Below are 16,585 nucleotides of genomic sequence, written 5' to 3'. Positions count from 1 at the left end.
TTTCTTCACTTATCGGTTATTAATTGTGCGCGTCAGGCCAGGGATCGCCTCCGGTTCGGCACCTTTTAGCGTCCTTACGCCATGCGCATCTCTGTGTTGGGTAATGGCGAGTGCTGCCAGCAGGGCAGGAAGTGACAACACGATGAAAATACTGGTTTGTCCGGGAAAGACGCCCAGCAGCACGCCACCGAGCGAGGAGCTGAGAATGGCGCCGGTGCGGCCTATACCATGCATCCAGCAGACGCCGGTCGCGCGCATTTCCGTCGGATAAAAGGCAGGAGAAAAGGCCTGCAAACCGGTCTGTGCACCGTTGATACAGGCACCACTGATAAATACCAGCACCGCCAGCATAGTGGGACCAAATCCCCAGACGCCCTGCGCGAGCAGGCAGAAGCAGCCCAGCAGATAGAAACTGGCGATCACGTATTTGGCTTTCAGGCGGTCCATCAGCCCACCCACCAGCAGTCCGCCAAGCGTGCCACCCAGCTGAAAAAGCCCGGCAACAATCGCCGCGCGCTCAATGGTGACGCCGCCTGACCGCATAATGGTGGGCAGCCAGCCGTTAAGCAGATAGATAACGAAAAGGCCCATAAAATAGGTCAGCCAGAGAGAGAGGGTGCCGGCGGTATAGCCCGGTGAGAAGAGTTGCAGCACCTGAGACTTTTTGGGCACTACTGGCGTATTCAACACAAAGGTCACGCCGCTGTTAAACTGGCCGCCGAGGCGATTGAGCACCGCCGCGATCTTATGCTGACTGACTTTGCGAACGACCATATACAGAGCGGATTCGGGCAGCACCCACATCAGCAGAGGCAGCATCAGCAGGGGGACACCGCCGCCAAACAGCAGCACCGACTGCCAGCCAAAACGCGGGATCATCCCGGCCGCAATAAAGCCGCCGAGACCCGACCCGATATTAAAGCCGCTATACATCAGGGAGATCATCAGGCCCCGTCGGCGTTCGGGCATATATTCGGCGACCAGGGTGACGCAGTTCGGCATCACCGCTCCCAGTCCCAGACCGGTGATAAAGCGCAGCAGCGCCATCTCCAGTGGCGAGCGGGCAAAGGCGCTGGCCAGGCTGAAGCAGGCAAAACCGGCGACGGAAATCAGCAAAACGCGTTTACGGCCAAAGCGATCGGACCACGGCCCGACAAACAGCGCGCCGAGAGCAACACCTAACATCGCCGCGCCGAGGATGGGACCCATTTCCGAGCGGGCGATGCCCCAGTCTTCAATCAGGGCGGGGGCGATGAAACCCATCACGGCAGCATCATAGCCATCGAAGGTGATAATAAAGAAGCACAGCGCCAGGATTAGCCACTGCCTCCCGGAAATTGAGCGGCTGTCTATCCACTCCTTTACGTTAACCATGTCACGATTGCTCATAGGGTATGCTCTCTGTTTTTTTGCTAATCCGTAATCGGGTAAGAAAATGCCTGTATAACGGCGGCAATGGCCCTGTCGTCGCTGAGCGCACCGGGTGAGTTATCTTTATTTTTATTTTTAAAACAATCGTTTATATATCAGCGGATCTGATATGCCAATACCAACTTAGGATGAGGCGAGCGTTTTGTCTGCCATAAAATGATTAAAGAGCCATGATTTTTGTTTATCAATTGCGGGGCGGAATCAGATGCGGGCCTGAAATTCCGGTCTTAACGATGCGGGCTTTTCAGGCTGTGAGCCGCAACGCGTCCGGCAGCGGAGACTCAGCAGCCGAGAGCGCTCTCGCAGCATGAAACAGGTAAAAGCGAGTTTTGGAGCGAGGAGAACAGGGGGAAATGGCTGAAACACCTTTAATACGGCAGCAGTGACACAGAATGCTCTACAGGGTCTGTGAGAGCGGTGACAGTGTAGATTTTTCTCTTAGGCCAGGATATGTCCCGTTTTCCAGCTGAACACCGACTTTGAATCTCCAACAGGGAGCATGGTTAACCCGCAAGGGATGTAAATTAACTTAAATATTCCTCCAGAGGTTCTGACACTAATATATAAAATAAACGGTAATCCTGGAGGGCTTTCCACTTATGCGCGCGGTGGGAATCGTTATTATCACATCGAAATAATCCCTGCTGACGCCATGGATAAATCTAATTATATATGATGCCATAAAGCTTATTACATAGCAGTCTTATTATTCGCTTGTTATCCGATTCTCACCTGCCTGTAATCTGCCCTCAACCTGCCTTCCATCTGTCTTTGACCTGCTTTGCATTTGCTGTCGTTAGCGCTGTTAACCCCATTAACCCCATTAACCCCATTAACCCCATTAACCCCATTAACCCCATAAATAATACCCCTGTCTTATTTCCCAACCAGCTGTTTTATATATAATTTACTGTTAATTATTATGGCCGTCATATGAAAAACTTATATTTCACCGGGCTGTTATGCAAATAACGTAATGGAAATAAAGGTTATTTAAATAAAATTACAAAACGATATTAATTATTTAACCAGGATTATTCTTAATGAATGAATTAAGCATTAAGTGTTAGAACTTATTTCACCGAAAGCTGTGAAGCAATGCCTGAAACCCCTCGGGTATTTATCCGGCTTATTTGCCGTTCAGGTTTATTCCTGCCGTCCTGAAAGAGAGGCTTTATTTTGACGACTCTAAAACCCCTGTTAGCGAAAAACCGCAGTTGGGCCTTACAGCGCCGCCAACGCAATCCTCACTATTTTCGGCAAAATGTTCATTCCCAAACGCCACATTCGTTATGGATTGGCTGTTCAGACAGCCGGGTCCCCGCAGAGGTATTAACGGGTGCGCATCCGGGAGAGCTTTTTATGCACCGTAATATCGCCAATATGGTGGTTAACGGCGACGATAATTTTATGAGCGTTCTGCAATACGCGCTTGAATACCTCAAGGTCTCGCGCATTGTGCTCTGTGGTCACTACGGTTGCGGCGGCGTACAGGCGGCGATTTCACTGCCGGACATTCCGCTGGGCGATGAAAATTCCCCACTTGCCCGCCGGATCACCCAGCTGCGCGCCGCCATTGCGCCTGGCCTGGCAGAGACCAGCGAAGATGACGACGAAACCGAACGACTGAATGCGCTGGTGGAGGTCAACGTCCTGGCCCAGTTCAGGCACCTGGTGGCGGCAGAGCCGGTAAGGGCCGTCTGGCGGGCCGGCGCGGCGCTGGACGTGTTTGGCTGCGTATACGATCTGCGCTCCGGCCATCTGAAAGAGCTTATTCAGCAAAATGCAGAGGATAAAATGCTATGAACCTGAAAACGCTTCGTCAGGATATCCCGGCAGGCCTGGTCGTATTTCTGGTCGCGCTACCGCTCTGTCTGGGGATTGCGCAGGCCAGTGGTCTTCCGCCCTTTGTTGGACTGCTGACCGGCGTGATTGGCGGCCTGGTGGTCACCACCTTTAGCCCGTCAAAGTTTGCCGTAAGCGGGCCGGCTGCCGGTCTGGTCACTATCGTCACCGGCGCAATCGAAACTCTTGGCTCCTTTTCAGCCCTGCTGTTCGCGCTTATCGTCGCCGGTGTATTGCAGTTTTTGTTCGGCGTGCTGCGGGCCGGGCGATTTATTACGCTGGTGCCGGGTACGGTGATCAAAGGTATGCTGGCCGCTATCGGTATTTTGCTGATTATTCAGCAGATACCGGTCGCGCTGGGGGCCGCTGAAGAGAGCAAACTCAGTACGCTGGTCACCGGCGGGGCGTTCAGCGTCTCAATTCCGGCCATTGTCGTATCCGGTATTGGGCTGCTTATTCTGTGGTTTTGGTCGACGCGTACCCTTAAGAACATTAAGGCGCTGAGCTGGATGCCCGGTCCGCTGGTAGCCGTCCTGTTTGGCTGCCTGGCTACCCTGATCGGTGGCAGGCTGTTCCCCGAGATTATCAGCAATCTGCCGCGTATCTCACTGCCTGCTTTTGACAGTATTCAGGCGCTTACCGGCGAGCTCCAGCGCCCGGACTGGTCCGTCTGGCAAAATCCGATGGTCTATATGATCGCGGTGACGCTGGCGATTGTCGCCAGTCTGGAAACGCTGCTCAGCCAGGAGGCACTAAAAAAGCTTCGCCCACAAAATCCACCGCCCTCGCCGGATAAAGAGATGCGTGCTCAGGGGGTGGGTAACCTGCTTAGCGGCCTGCTCGGTGGACTGCCCATCACTGCCGTTATTGTTCGCAGCTCGGTTAACGTTAGCGCCGGGGCGCAGAGCAAGATCTCCATCCTGATCCACGGGTCATTGCTGCTGGTATGCGGCCTCTATTTCAGCGATCTGCTGAATGCTATTCCACTGGCCAGCCTGGCCGCCGTGCTGCTTTATACCGGTTACAAGCTTGCCACCCCACGGCTGTTTGTGGAGCAGTTCCGTCAGGGCGCCCAGCAGTATGTCCCCTTTCTGGCGACCATTGGCGGTATCCTGGTCTTTGGTATGCTGGCCGGGATTGGTATTGGCCTGGCCACGCAGATCCTGTTCAGCATTTATAAGAGTCATCACAACGCGATGCAGCTCACCCGCTATGACGACCATTTCGTGCTGCACTTTCAGCAGAACCTGACGTTTATGCATAACCCACGCCTCAAGGGGCTGCTGGCGCAGATCCCGGAAAACAGCGTAGTGATCGTCGATCATGATAATGCCGAGTACCTGGATCCGGACGTTAAGGCCGTGCTACAGGATTTCGGCGAGGAGGCCCCAAAGCGGGGGATCGTTCTGAATCAGTGGCCGGTCACGCTGGCGTAGCTACGTAACCACGTAACCACTTAAAAGGCTGGCTGGTATTCCCTGCTTTAGCAGGGAATACCAGCAGCACCATACACTTATCACCCAGCCTTCCAGAAGAAGGCTCTGGCTTCGCGTAATACCTTCATCAGACCGATCGCCTGTGCCTGGCTCGTTACCACCAGGCTTCAAACTGCGCACCGAAGCTCATTTCGTCATTACGTCCTCTGCTAAAGGTTTTCGCACTGCTATCACGGTAGGCGTTGCCGGCAACAAAGGCGAGGTCGTCGGCAGTGGCGTAGCCCCACTTTTCATTCCATTTGGCATAGGTTGCGAACAGGCGCAATGCGGGGCGCGCCCAGACGCTCTCCCCGGCCTGCCACTGCTGAGCCAGCGTCAGTTTGTACTGGCTATTACGATCGCCGGTCTGCTGAGATTTCACGCTGTCATAGCCAACCTCCAGCAGGGTACTGAGGATGGGCGTCCACTTATACATAGGGCGCAGGCCCGCAGAGTACCAGGCTGTTCCATTGCGGTTATCGCGGTTCACATCCTGATAGAGGGCAACCCAGGTCAGACCCCATGTGTCGTTTAAATCCATTGCGCCGTGGTCGATGACGCGAACCATTTTACCATTATTGTTAACGCTTCCTCCCTCGGGATGGCCGGTACGCAGCGAAGTCATCGCATCAGTGGCATACTGCATCACCAGTTTGTTGTAGCCGCTGTTCAGGGTTTGCGTGTGTTCGGCGCTTAGCATCCAGCCATCTTCAGATGCGCCTTCCGCCAGCTGAAAGCCTTTCTGAACCCGGGCGCGTCCGTAATCAAAACCGACCTCCAGCGCACCATTGGCGTTCACCGGAATTTCAGCCATCCGCAGATCGAAGGTATCGTTTATGGTCGGTACCCACTTCATCTGATTGTCGATAAAGCCCCAGGATCCCCCCGCTTCAGCGTTGCGGGTGGCGGCCAGTGAAAGCTTACCTGCCCCGAGATCAATCTGCTCTATCCCCGCTCCCGGACCGGAAATATCCCAGTAGTAAAAATCGATCATATGCACGTCATGACGCTGGTAGAGGCGCTTACCTGCCCAGAGCGTAGCACCGGGTAGCGCGTCAATCAGGTTTTTACCCTGTACGTTGGCCTCGCGGAAGTTAGGATCGACGCTCTCCACATCCGTACGCTGGGACACCGCATAGGCCAGGTTGGTATCGAAATAGAAACTTTTATTCTCCTCTTTCCACAGCTCCTGGCCCAGCTTCAACTCAGCGTAGGTTTCACATTCATTCCCCAGACGATATTTGCTGTTGGCCCCGGTCGCCTGGAAGCAGCGCTGCTCTCCGCCTTTGTTTGTCCAGCCAATGCCGGAACGCGCATAGCCGCCAAAATCAAGTGCGAAGGCGGAGCCAGCCATCGTCAGCGTCAGTAAGGGCAGTACAGTGAAGGTCTTCCTGAGTACTCGCATTATTATTCTCCTTGTTCCATCAACTGATAAAGACACTCATACGGACGCAGCAGATTGTTTACCGGCGCGTCGGAATAGTTACTGAGCAGCGTTTCACCCTTCACACAGGTGAGAGGGGAGGGCTGAGCAGATTCGCTAAGGTTGGCGATAACACGCAGCTGCTGGCGGCCTTTGGTGCGCGTGTAGCACCAGAGACCAGGATGCGTGGGCAGGCAATCCTGATAGTCACCGTCGGTAAATATGGCAAAGGTTTTACGCAGCGCTATTAGCCGCCGATAGAGGTGAAAAACGGAGTCAGGATCCTTTACTGCCTGCTCCACGTTGAGCAGGGGATAGGAGCGGCAGGGGGAAATCCAGGGTTCGCCGGAGGTGAAACCGGCGTTATCTGTCGCATCCCACTGCATTGGCGTACGGCTGTTATCGCGTGACTTGCGGGAAAGAATTGTCAGCAGAAGGGTCTCATCGCCGCCTGTTTTTTTCATCGCGTCATACCAGCGGAGGCTCTCCACATCACGGTACTGGCTGATGTGGCTAAAGCCCGGGTTGGTCATGCCAATCTCTTCTCCCTGATAGATAAAGGGGGTGCCCTGCATGCCGTGCAGCACCATCGCCAGCATTTTGGCGGCGGGCACGCGCAGAGGCCCCTCGCTGCCCAGGCGGGAGACGATACGTGGCTGATCGTGGTTACACCAAAACAGCGCATTCCAGGCATGACCATGCATTCCCTGCTGCCAGGTGCAGAACAGACGCTTCAGCAACAGCAGGTCGGGCGCGGCATCGCACCACTTTTCGCCGTCAGCATAGTCCACCTTAAGATGGTGAAAGTTGAAGGTCATGGACAGTTCGCTACCGTCAACGGCGGCATACTGTCGGCACGCCTCGAGCGAGGTAGAGGACATTTCGCCCACGGTCATCAGCCCCAGCGGGCGAAAAACTTCCCGGCTAAACTCCTGAAGATATTCATGAATGCGTGGACCATCGGTATAGAAACGGCGTCCATCACCCAGGGCATCCTCAGGATAGTCCGCGGTTTTGGATACCAGGTTAATGACGTCGAGCCTCAGCCCGTCCACGCCTTTCCCCGCCCAGAAGCGGCAGATAGCCTTAAGCGCCTCGCGTACGGGGGGGTGCTCCCAGTTAAGGTCGGCCTGCTGTGGGCTGAACAGATGCAGGTAGTACTGGCTGCTCTGTGGGTGCCACTGCCAGGCGCTGCCGCCAAATTTAGATTGCCAGTGATTGGGGGGCTGGCCCGCAACACCCTGCCGCCAGTGGTAAAAAGGTCGGAAGGGGCTGGCGGGGTTAAGCGACTGCTTAAACCAGCGATGCTCGGTCGAGGTATGGTTAAAAACCATATCCATCACGATACGCATACCGCGCTGATGTGCGCCTGCTACCAGCCGCTCGAAATCAGCAAAGGTGCCACAGGCGGGATCGATATTGCAGTAGTCCGCGACGTCATAGCCGTTATCCACCTGCGGGGAAACGGTAATCGGCGTCAGCCACAGGGCATCAACGCCCAGCTTTTGCAGATAGTCCAGCCGCTGGATGATGCCGTTAAGATCGCCCTGGCCACTGCCGGTTGTGTCCTGAAAGCTTTTTGGGTAAATCTGGTAAATCACCCCATTTTTCCACCAGGGGCAGGGATCAATGCTGTCAATCATGCTGTTTATCCTTAAACAGTCGAGAAGTGCTTATTTTTAGAGAGTCGAAGGTTGCTCGTTATCTTCCAACGGCATCCTGGCCTTAATAACCTGTCGTTTATGCAACAGCAGGGTCAGCAGGACAGGGACCACCAGGGCAACCAGCATGGCGAGTGAGAAGACTGGCCAGAATTGCGGCTTAATAGAGAGGATTCCCGGCAGGCCCCCGACGCCAATGCCGTTGGCCGTTACGCCATACAGCCCGCAAATCAGCGCGGCAAGCGCAGAGCCAATCATGGCGGAGAGCATGGGGAAGCGATATTTCATATTGATGCCATACATCGCAGGTTCGGTCACCCCGAGGAAGGCGGAGATGGCGGCAGGCACTGAGACTTCCCGCTCACTTTTCTTTTTACCGACCAGAATGATGCCCACGACGGCGGCACCCTGAGCAATATTGGAGAGGGCGATCAGCGGCCAGAGCGGCGTACCGCCGGTGCTTTGGATCATCTGCATATCAATCGCCAGCGTGGTCTGATGTACGCCAGTGATCACCAGCGGCGCGTAGAGGAAGCCAAACAGAGCTGCGCCGACGGGTGCAAAGCTGCCGGTCATTACGCCCTTCACTGCCCAGGCCACGCCATCGCCGATCATTCGGCCAAAGGGGCCAATCAGAGAGTGCGCCAGGAACACCGCCAGTATCAGCGAAATCACCGGGACAAAGACCAGATAGAGGTAAGCCGGGATCAGCTTCTTAAGACGATTTTCAATCAGCGCCAGCGCGATACCGGCCAGCATAGAAGGAATAACCTGGGCCTGGTAGCCGACCTTTTCGATGGTGAACCAGCCCAGATGCCAGACGTCAGGGATCTGCTGGCCCAGCCCGTAGGAGTTCATTAGCTGGGGGGAAACCAGGGTAATGCCCAGCACGATCCCGAGGATTTCTGTGCCGCCCATCTTTTTCACCGTTGACCAGCAGACGGCAACCGGCAGGAACATAAATATCGCCTCGCCCGGCAGCCACAGAAGATCGTACATCGCCTGCCAGAAGGAGGAGATCTGTGCCAGCGTTTTGCCGTCTGACAGCGGGATATCGCCAATAATGTTACGGAAGCCAAGTATCAGGCCACCGCTGATGAGGGCGGGGAGCAGCGGGAAGAAGATCTCGGCAAAGTGGGAGATCCCCCGCTCAAGGGCGGTCATATTCTGGCGGGCGGCAGTTTTCGTCTCTTCTTTACTCTCCTCGTTTTTTTCCGCCTGGGTAATCAAAGCCGCATAGTAGTCGCCCACCTCGGTACCGATCACCACCTGAAACTGGCCAGCGGAGGTAAAGCATCCCTTGACCATACTCAACTGTTCAATCTTTGTGGGTTCCGCCTTCATCGGGTCGTGAAGAACGAAACGTAAACGGGTAATACAGTGGCTTACCTTAGCAATATTGCTGGCTCCGCCGACCAGCGCGATCAGGCGCTCTACGTCCTTATGCAATTCCATGCTCATGTTGTGTCCTTACAGAGAAAGGTCAATCAGCAGTGCGCAAACCGCCGCTCCGCTGAGGTGTGCAGAGAATAACGGGATAGTCGGGATTTGTATGGGAACGTTCCCATATCTGTGCAGCATCTCGCAAAATTTCTTATAAGCCTGCTAAAGAGGGAGGCTTAACGCGTCGGTAGAGTGATCAGGGGACGAGTGGGTCAGAAATAAGCCTGGCCGGCAGGGTGATCTGCTGATGCGGCCCGCTGCCCGACAGCTGCGCAATCAGCTGTTTTGCCGCGGCTTCTCCGCTGCTGCTGTAGCCCAGGCTAACAAACAGGGTGGCGGGATAAAGGAAGTGTAAAAGGGGGTTGGTGCCGATGCAGCACACCTGCACGGCGTTGGGCTGCACCTGTTGCAGATATTTTTGCACGCCCAGAGTGATGGTATCGGACGCGCAAATCACCGCCTGCGTCTGTGGGTTGAGTACCTGGGGTAACAGGTCGTAACCGCTTTGATAGCCCAAATCACCCAGCGCCAGCGAAGGCAGCAGCTTATGCGCCTGGCACACTGCACGGTAGGCGTCGGACCGCTGTTTGCCGGTGGTGGTGTCCTCGGGCGTCACGCCAATAAAGCTGATATGGCGCAGCTGTCTCTTGATCAGTTCGTCCATCAGCAGAGCCACGGCGCCGGCATCGTCGTAGCAAACGGATGACAGGCCAGGCATTGGGCGGGCCATCATCACCAGCTTGTCCTGCCATGGCGTCAACATCTCACTTCCCAACCCGGTAAAGCCAAACAGCACGACGCCATCAATATTACGCTGCGCCAGCACCTGAAGATGCTCCTCAACCCGGGCCGGGTTGAACTGGCTTTCCAGCACGATAGGGTCGTACCCCTGCTGATAAAACAGCGGTAGCATCGATCTGACCGCCTGGTTTTCAGACGGAGAGTCCAGCCTTGAAACGATAATCGCGACGACCTTATCGCTCAGGCTACGCAGCGATCGCGCGGATTTCGACGGATGAAAGTTATGCTGTTCAATCACCTGGAGAATTCTGGCGCGCGTATCAGGATTCACGCCGCTTTCATTATTAATGACGCGGGAAACGGTCGATTTACCGACGCCGCTCAGGCGCGCGATATCTTTAATGGTCAGGCGATTTTGCATAGTGGGCGCTAAAGGGGCGTCGCGACATGGGATCAGATGTCGTTACGATACCATAAATTAGTTTTGCTACGCTGTTGCAAAAGCAGGCTGCCGTTCTATGATTCGGGGGCAAAATTGCGCTTCAGAGGGATTGTTATGAGATTTAAAGGCCTGACGAAAGGATTTTTTATTGTAATTCTTTTTATTGTGACGGTAGCGTTTCTGGATATCCTGGGGCCTTACTACTCATCCGTATTATGGGCGGCCATTCTGGCGATTATTTTCCATCCGTTGAAAACCCGGTTGCGTAAGCTTATCGGTGAGAAGAATGGGCTGGCCTCATTCTTAACCCTGTTGATTATCTGTTTAATCGTTTTCACCCCGCTGGTGGTTCTCGCGTCCTCCATGGCGATTGAATTCAACGTGGTCTATACCAAACTTCAGCACAACAACACGCAGCTGCCGACCGTTCTTGCGGATATCATGCAGCATCTTCCCGCCTGGGCAGGTAATTTCCTGGCGGAACATCATCTGGATACGGCGGCCAGCATCCAGCAGAAGCTTTCGCAGTTTGCGCTGCAGGGGAGCCAGTATCTGGCGGGCAGCGTTTTCCTGATAGGCAAGAGCACCTTCGGCTTTACGATAGGCTTCGGCATCATGCTCTATCTGCTGTTTTTCCTGCTAAAGGATGGTTCCTATCTGGTGAACCTGATCCTTGAAGCGCTGCCGCTTTCGAAGTATGCGAAGCATCATCTGTTTATGAAATTTGCTGCCGTATCGCGCGCGACGGTAAAGGGTACGGTGGTGGTAGCCGTCGTGCAGGGGGCGCTGGGTGGCCTGGCATTCTACTTTACCGGCATTGAAGGCAGCCTGCTGTGGGGCGCGCTTATTGCGCTGCTTTCACTGATACCGGCCGTGGGTTCAGCAATAATCTGGGTGCCTGCCGCCGTCTATTTCTTTGCCTCCGGCATGCTCTGGCAGGGCCTTTTCCTGGTCGGATTCTTTGTGGTGGTGATTGGGCTGGTTGATAATATTCTTCGCCCGCTACTGGTCGGCAAGGATACCAAAATGCCGGACTACCTGATTCTGATCGCCACGCTGGGCGGGATGGAAGTTTACGGCATCAATGGCTTCGTCATTGGTCCGCTTATCGCCGCGATGTTTATTGCCTGCTGGAACCTGCTTTCCGGTCGCGATAATCAGGCGAACAGCGATGAGATCGATGAAGATTTCATCGAAGAAGGTCAGAATCACGCCGATGCGGCGGAAGAAGCGAAGTAACGTTCGGATCATGTCGTCGGATGAGCCACTGCCGAATCAACGATCGGCAGTGGCGTATTAAGGCGAGGGTATCGCCAGCTAACGCTTACTTAAGATGTTCCTTAAGCAGTAAACCCGCCTGATCCAGCGCGACCTGAACCTCTGGCACGGTAGCCACGGCGTTCAGCAGGCCGTAATCATGGATCATACCGTTATAGCGAACCTGCACCACATCCACACCGGCAGCATTCAGCTTGCGGGCGTAGGCTTCACCTTCATCGCGTAGAACATCATTTTCAGCCGTCTGAACCAGTGCCGGAGGCAGCCCCTTAAGCTGGTCATCAGAGGCCCGCAGCGGCGAAGCGTAAATCTCTGCGCGCTGGCTGGCGCTGGTGGTGTAGTTATCCCAGAACCATTTCATCATATTGCGGGTCAGGAAGCGGCCTTCAGCGAACTGCTTGTAGGAGGCGGTATCAAATTTAGCATCCGTAACCGGCCAGAACAGCACCTGGTAGCGCAGCTTCGGCGTACCTTTATCTTTAGCCATCAGGCTGACCACCGTCGCCATATTACCGCCAACGCTGTTACCGGCAACGGCCAGACGGCTGCCGTCTACGTCGATATCGGCACCCTGTTCAGCAACCCATTTTGTCGCCGCGTAAGCCTGATTAATGGCAACCGGATAGTGTGCTTCCGGGCTTGGCGTGTAGTTAACGAACACCGCAACGGCACCTGAAGAGACGACCAGATCCCTGACCATACGCTGGTGAGTGGGGTAGTCACCCAGCACCCAGCCACCGCCGTGGAAGAACATAAACGCCGGTAGCGTACCTTTAACGTTTTCTGGCCGGACGATGGTTAATTCAAGAGGTTTTCCATCGACCTGAATGGTCTTGTTCGATACCGTCACCCCGGACAAATCCACCTTAACGCCCGACTGTGCGCCGGACAACACCGCACGTGCATCCTTAGGCGAGAGCTGTTCAATAGGTTTTCCGTTGCCGCTGTTCAGCGCATTAACAAAGGTCTGGACACCCTTATTCAGGTGCGGGTCGGTTTGTGAAGCAGCGTAAGCAGAGCCCATCGAAAGTATTAAACTGCCGCTAAGTAAATAACGAGCCAGTGGTTTCATATTCCATCCTCAGATTATCAAAAAAAATCAATGATTGGCGAAGTGGGTAGCCATTAAAAATAAGTGCCATTTAAGAATAGAAGAAATGAGAAAATATGCCTGCCTCGATTAAGCTCGTGATAAATAGGTTTATTTATGCGAGGGTAATGGTGGGTGAGTTAGGTTTTTTGTGGCGGTCAGGGATTGTTTACCCATGGTTAATTCGAGATTAGTTTAACTATTAGGGCGCTTTTTGTTCAGGGTTTGCGGAAAAGTCTTTTACCTGACTCTTGCCCATCAGGTACTTCGCTGAAACCTGAAGGGCGTTACGCTTAGTGGCATCGCCGGCCGGACGATCTCCGCTTAGTTATTGATACCGGTGATCAGCACCCTGGTGGTTTTACAGGCACTGTCCGGGCACACGCCGCTAAACCACAGCTGGCCCCCATCCCCAACCATAACGCCGAGATCCCGGGCGAAGAGATCCTCATATTTCTGGCGGGTTATCGCCCGGGAATAAACCGGCGTGAAAATAACGTCGTAATGCTTTTTAAAATCGCTGGCCGTGCGGATACGCGTTTTCTTCCCTTTAACGGAAACGGTAACAGGATAAGACACCATCGAGGCAAGCCTGTCTTTATCCTTATGCGCCACGGATGTCTGCAACCGATCGAAAAAGGCGTGATAAGGCTGATGCGCCCCGAACAGAGAGTCCAGCCGGTGATCCATATCCTCGACCGTTGCTGACATCGCGGTACTGATGCTTAAGGCAGAAATTAGCAAAGTTATAATCTTAGCGTTCATCGAGTTTCTCACTTAAGGACGGGGTGGCAGGTTAAGGTATTATCGCCGTGATGACAGTCAGAAGTGATTGTGCACGTGCGCTGGAGCGGGGTAAAGGCTTTGGTGCGGCCAGGGGACAATGCGGGCGCAGGCGTGATGGAGGATAGGGTGAGGATGATCAGAGCTTGTGAGAGCGGGTTTCATTGGTCGTCAGCATGATCGTTTAGCAAAAAAGCCGCATCTTTCGATGCGGCTTTTTTTATTTCTTATTCTGCTGGTTTGGATTCATTTGTTTTCCTCTATTTCCCTGAGCCTGGTCATGTTGTTTATTTGTCCCGTCAGATCCTTTGTTGGGGTTGGGGATATTGGATGAGTTGTCCTGGGGTTTGATTTTTTTGGTCATAATGAAGGGCTCCATTAATATTAGTAAAAACCCAGATTTTCTGGAGTATGTTTAAATATTGATTTTACAATGCCACATAATGGCGGCTTTGAAAATACCCTGTCCCGATATAAAAAGTGATCTTTGATACAAAAAGTGATTTTTTATATAAAAAGAGATCTCTGATACAAATCGAAATTTTGCTATATAGCAGGATCACATCATGCATCATCATTGATGAGTCCTTTTCATGGAATTCGTTTAAGAAAACTAAATCTTTACCTGTTGCAGATTTCACCGTTGGTATATTAATTTTTTCAGCAAAATCAGGTGAAGGGTTATACGACTAACCTGCACAGGAAAACGGTAAGTGAAGGCGAGACCTTGAATAACCGGCTGTCTACTCAAGCTGTGTAAGCGTCCCGCTAAAATGGTCATTCACTTTTAGAGAGCCTCCGACATACTGATTACGTCCCCTGAGAAGATCGCTATGCGTAAGATCCGATTCACTGAACACCATATCATCGCTGTACTGAAATCAGTCGAAGCTGGCAGGATTTTGGGGTAGGGTCAGGCAGCGTGAACTTTATTTATTCTGCCGGGGTTTTTATGTTCTTATAACGGCGTTAGTTGCAGAGATGGAGCATTGACCACACCAGGCGGGAAGAATAGCCTTAGCGAATATCTTATCTTGTTAAAGGGAATTAATATGAATGATGAAGAGGGCGTATCAATAGCCATTTCACCCGTGCAAATGGCAGCAATATTGCACAGAAAAACGGTGAGTGAAGGCGAGACCTGGAGTAATCGCCTTTGGGGCGGTCTGGGTTTAGTGGGTGGCGTAGTTGAATCATTTGGCGCTGGCGCGCTTTGCGTGGTGCCTGAGCCAACAATGCTGTCAAAAGCGGGATGCGTGGTCGTAGGGGCACACAGCCTTGATACCATCAGGACATCTTTAAACCAGGTGATTAGCGGGCGTGAGTCGCAAACCGCGACAGCGCAACTGGCGAAGTTAGCTGCCGAACAGCTTGGAGCCGATAGCGCAACGGCATATAAAGTCGGCGTTACGGTTGACCTGCTGGTTCCGCTTGCGTTTGCCAGCGCCGCAGGTGCGGCACGAGTTGCATCGGTGTATTCAGGTCGGATCAGGCTAGCGGAGCATGAAGGCGGGGCGCTGGGGCATACAATTGCACGCCACGTCGGCTTGTCTCCAGCGCAGTTAATCGCCCGATTTTCTGAGTCTCGCTCACCCAAAATCTCCAGCACGTTTAAAAACCTCAAGATGGCCGAGTTAGTCACTTCAGAGGTGCTTTTCTTAAAAAAATCCCAACTCGCTTTTGCGCTGAAGTATTCTCATGCCCGTACAACGCTTGTGTATGCTCACCGATTCTGGTTTCCAATTGGCACCTATGTTGAAAAAGGCAGTACGGTGGTCAAAAAAGCTTATGGGGTTCGCCTGGTAATACGTCCAACGACTTACGCTGGTAAGCTGTATTACATTGTCACTGCATTTCCAACACCTTAAGGAAAGATTATGGATGCCGATATGAGTAAATCTTGCGAGATGGATAATCTCGTCGTGGCTTATTTTGGACAGGATTGCGATATTTTCGACCCGGAAATGGATTTTGATAATCTACTGAATGAGTATCTGGCAACATCTCATCCTTTCAACCTGCGAATGCTGCTGGCTAACATTCAGGAGTTCGAGCAGAAACCTGACGGGCTGACGATTTTTTCAGAAAGGTATAAACACGATTTTTGGCCCGACCGCTGGAATATGACCGCCGAACAGTGGATCGGGATAGTCAAAGAAAGGGTGATTGAAAACCTGCATACTAACGGCCATTCCTCTGAGTTGTCCCACTTTTAAAGCACTTTACTCCCTTAGCAAGTCATGTATGCATCGGGTGCATGGCTACGTTAACAAGATGAAGCTCGACAAAAAGCGGACCTGGGCTGATGTATTGAAGCGCATGGAGCGAGAGTGCTACACCGTTATTCCTCGTGATACTAAAGCGGAGGACGTGACGCCTCTGCAGATCAAAATCATCCTCTCGGATATTATTCAGCGTGATGCGGCGGTCCATGCGAACCGAGTTCGTTCCAACCTGATGACGGCATTCAACCAGGGTCTTAAAGCCGCTAACGATCCGATGAATAATAGCGTGGGCTTTACGTTCGGGCTTGAAGTTAATCCGGTATCGGCCATACCGAAGCGGTCTCAGGCGGAAAAAGTAGGTGATACATTGTTAACGCTGGAAGAGTTGCGTGTTGTCATGGAGCAGTTCGCTCAGGCAACCAACGTTGGGCCGTTGATGCAGCATCTGATCCCGCTGACTGAATCGGCACTACAGGAATTAGCCTCAGTGAAAGAACTGACTAAGGAAAGTAACAGTCCCTATATCTTCCCACTGACCTGTAAAACGCTGATGGGGGAGGTGGGGATCAGCAAAGAGATCCGCGATAGTATCCAGAATCACGCTTTGAACGACGTCAGCTCGAAACACTGTGATCGCTATGAGTATCTGACAGAAAGCGCAGGGCGCTTGAGATCTGAGACGATCGGGTTGACAACTATCAGCGACAGCAGAAAAACATCGTTGTGAACTTGTTTGGGCGGAGGTGAG

The 16,585-nt window shown here is 53.1% G+C and carries 14 protein-coding genes and 1 pseudogene; 7 read left to right on the top strand and 8 right to left on the bottom strand.

Annotated features, from left to right (window positions below):
* Positions 1 to 9: 9 nt before the first annotated feature.
* Positions 10 to 1,389, bottom strand: a complete 1,380-nt coding sequence (locus AC4PCC_RS18765; protein ID WP_492125530.1) for an MFS transporter — start codon at positions 1,387 to 1,389, stop codon at positions 10 to 12.
* A gap of 1,221 nt (positions 1,390 to 2,610) precedes the next feature.
* Here AC4PCC_RS18765 and AC4PCC_RS18760 point away from each other — a divergent pair.
* Positions 2,611 to 3,237, top strand: coding sequence for a carbonic anhydrase (locus AC4PCC_RS18760; protein ID WP_492125529.1), 627 nt, complete (start codon positions 2,611 to 2,613; stop codon positions 3,235 to 3,237).
* Positions 3,234 to 4,712, top strand: coding sequence for a SulP family inorganic anion transporter (locus AC4PCC_RS18755; protein WP_492125528.1), 1,479 nt, complete (start codon positions 3,234 to 3,236; stop codon positions 4,710 to 4,712). The genes AC4PCC_RS18760 and AC4PCC_RS18755 overlap by 4 nt, the downstream gene beginning before the upstream one ends.
* A gap of 154 nt (positions 4,713 to 4,866) precedes the next feature.
* Here AC4PCC_RS18755 and AC4PCC_RS18750 read toward each other — a convergent pair whose 3' ends face one another.
* The 4 genes from AC4PCC_RS18750 to treR form a co-directional block, all read right to left on the bottom strand.
* Positions 4,867 to 6,156: a maltoporin gene (locus AC4PCC_RS18750; RefSeq protein ID WP_492125527.1), complete on the bottom strand. Its 1,290-nt coding sequence runs from the start codon at positions 6,154 to 6,156 to the stop codon at positions 4,867 to 4,869.
* A 2-nt stretch (positions 6,157 to 6,158) separates the two neighbouring features.
* The gene (locus AC4PCC_RS18745; protein WP_492125526.1) at positions 6,159 to 7,817 is read right to left on the bottom strand and encodes an alpha,alpha-phosphotrehalase; all 1,659 of its coding nucleotides are present in this window, start codon (positions 7,815 to 7,817) and stop codon (positions 6,159 to 6,161) included.
* Positions 7,818 to 7,853: 36 nt separating this feature from the next.
* A complete protein-coding gene (gene treB / locus AC4PCC_RS18740) occupies positions 7,854 to 9,296 on the bottom strand; it encodes a PTS trehalose transporter subunit IIBC (RefSeq protein WP_492125525.1) in 1,443 nt (480 codons plus the stop codon).
* Positions 9,297 to 9,474: 178 nt separating this feature from the next.
* The gene (gene treR / locus AC4PCC_RS18735) at positions 9,475 to 10,440 is read right to left on the bottom strand and encodes a trehalose operon repressor TreR (protein ID WP_492125524.1); all 966 of its coding nucleotides are present in this window, start codon (positions 10,438 to 10,440) and stop codon (positions 9,475 to 9,477) included.
* A gap of 135 nt (positions 10,441 to 10,575) precedes the next feature.
* Between treR and AC4PCC_RS18730 the strand changes: the two genes are divergently transcribed.
* Positions 10,576 to 11,700, top strand: a complete 1,125-nt coding sequence (locus AC4PCC_RS18730) for an AI-2E family transporter (RefSeq protein ID WP_345830253.1) — start codon at positions 10,576 to 10,578, stop codon at positions 11,698 to 11,700.
* 85 nt (positions 11,701 to 11,785) lie between these two features.
* On the opposite strand, the gene AC4PCC_RS18725 is transcribed toward AC4PCC_RS18730, so the two are convergent.
* From AC4PCC_RS18725 to AC4PCC_RS18715, 3 genes are all read right to left on the bottom strand, one after another.
* Positions 11,786 to 12,763: an alpha/beta hydrolase gene (locus AC4PCC_RS18725; protein ID WP_492127568.1), complete on the bottom strand. Its 978-nt coding sequence runs from the start codon at positions 12,761 to 12,763 to the stop codon at positions 11,786 to 11,788.
* A gap of 390 nt (positions 12,764 to 13,153) precedes the next feature.
* Positions 13,154 to 13,594 (bottom strand): hypothetical protein, encoded by a 441-nt coding sequence (locus AC4PCC_RS18720; RefSeq protein ID WP_492125523.1) that lies wholly within the window; start codon positions 13,592 to 13,594, stop codon positions 13,154 to 13,156.
* A 238-nt stretch (positions 13,595 to 13,832) separates the two neighbouring features.
* Positions 13,833 to 13,976, bottom strand: a complete 144-nt coding sequence (locus AC4PCC_RS18715) for a hypothetical protein (protein WP_197473298.1) — start codon at positions 13,974 to 13,976, stop codon at positions 13,833 to 13,835.
* A 116-nt stretch (positions 13,977 to 14,092) separates the two neighbouring features.
* Here AC4PCC_RS18715 and AC4PCC_RS18710 point away from each other — a divergent pair, with 116 nt between their 5' ends.
* The 4 genes and pseudogenes from AC4PCC_RS18710 to AC4PCC_RS18695 all read left to right on the top strand — a co-directional run.
* Positions 14,093 to 14,305 (top strand): DUF1493 family protein, encoded by a 213-nt coding sequence (locus AC4PCC_RS18710; RefSeq protein WP_492125522.1) that lies wholly within the window; start codon positions 14,093 to 14,095, stop codon positions 14,303 to 14,305.
* A gap of 359 nt (positions 14,306 to 14,664) precedes the next feature.
* Complete coding sequence (locus AC4PCC_RS18705; protein ID WP_492125521.1) at positions 14,665 to 15,480, top strand: RNase A-like domain-containing protein; 816 nt, start codon at positions 14,665 to 14,667, stop codon at positions 15,478 to 15,480.
* Positions 15,481 to 15,489: 9 nt separating this feature from the next.
* Complete coding sequence (locus AC4PCC_RS18700; protein WP_492125520.1) at positions 15,490 to 15,828, top strand: contact-dependent growth inhibition system immunity protein; 339 nt, start codon at positions 15,490 to 15,492, stop codon at positions 15,826 to 15,828.
* Between the two features lie 37 nt (positions 15,829 to 15,865).
* Positions 15,866 to 16,584 (top strand): annotated as a pseudogene (locus AC4PCC_RS18695) (tyrosine-type recombinase/integrase); the annotation flags it as partial.
* Between the last annotated feature and the right edge of the window lies 1 nt (position 16,585).

It is taken from the genome of Erwinia sp. L03-1 (assembly GCF_058686115.1).
Note: the sequence above shows the minus strand (reverse complement) of the source record. Positions and strands in the feature narration are given on the sequence as shown.

Bases quoted from the DNA above. Each gene is read 5' to 3' on its own strand.
- AC4PCC_RS18765 (WP_492125530.1), bottom strand. From the start codon at position 1,389: ATGAGCAATCGTGACATGGTTAACGTAAAGGAGTGGATAGACAGCCGC.
- AC4PCC_RS18755 (WP_492125528.1), top strand. From the start codon at position 3,234: ATGAACCTGAAAACGCTTCGTCAGGATATCCCGGCAGGCCTGGTCGTA.
- AC4PCC_RS18750 (WP_492125527.1), bottom strand. From the start codon at position 6,156: ATGCGAGTACTCAGGAAGACCTTCACTGTACTGCCCTTACTGACGCTG.
- AC4PCC_RS18745 (WP_492125526.1), bottom strand. From the start codon at position 7,817: ATGATTGACAGCATTGATCCCTGCCCCTGGTGGAAAAATGGGGTGATT.
- treB (WP_492125525.1), bottom strand. From the start codon at position 9,296: ATGAGCATGGAATTGCATAAGGACGTAGAGCGCCTGATCGCGCTGGTC.
- treR (WP_492125524.1), bottom strand. From the start codon at position 10,440: ATGCAAAATCGCCTGACCATTAAAGATATCGCGCGCCTGAGCGGCGTC.
- AC4PCC_RS18730 (WP_345830253.1), top strand. From the start codon at position 10,576: ATGAGATTTAAAGGCCTGACGAAAGGATTTTTTATTGTAATTCTTTTT.
- AC4PCC_RS18725 (WP_492127568.1), bottom strand. From the start codon at position 12,763: ATGGGCTCTGCTTACGCTGCTTCACAAACCGACCCGCACCTGAATAAG.
- AC4PCC_RS18720 (WP_492125523.1), bottom strand. From the start codon at position 13,594: ATGAACGCTAAGATTATAACTTTGCTAATTTCTGCCTTAAGCATCAGT.
- AC4PCC_RS18715 (WP_197473298.1), bottom strand. From the start codon at position 13,976: ATGACCAAAAAAATCAAACCCCAGGACAACTCATCCAATATCCCCAAC.
- AC4PCC_RS18705 (WP_492125521.1), top strand. From the start codon at position 14,665: ATGAATGATGAAGAGGGCGTATCAATAGCCATTTCACCCGTGCAAATG.
- AC4PCC_RS18700 (WP_492125520.1), top strand. From the start codon at position 15,490: ATGGATGCCGATATGAGTAAATCTTGCGAGATGGATAATCTCGTCGTG.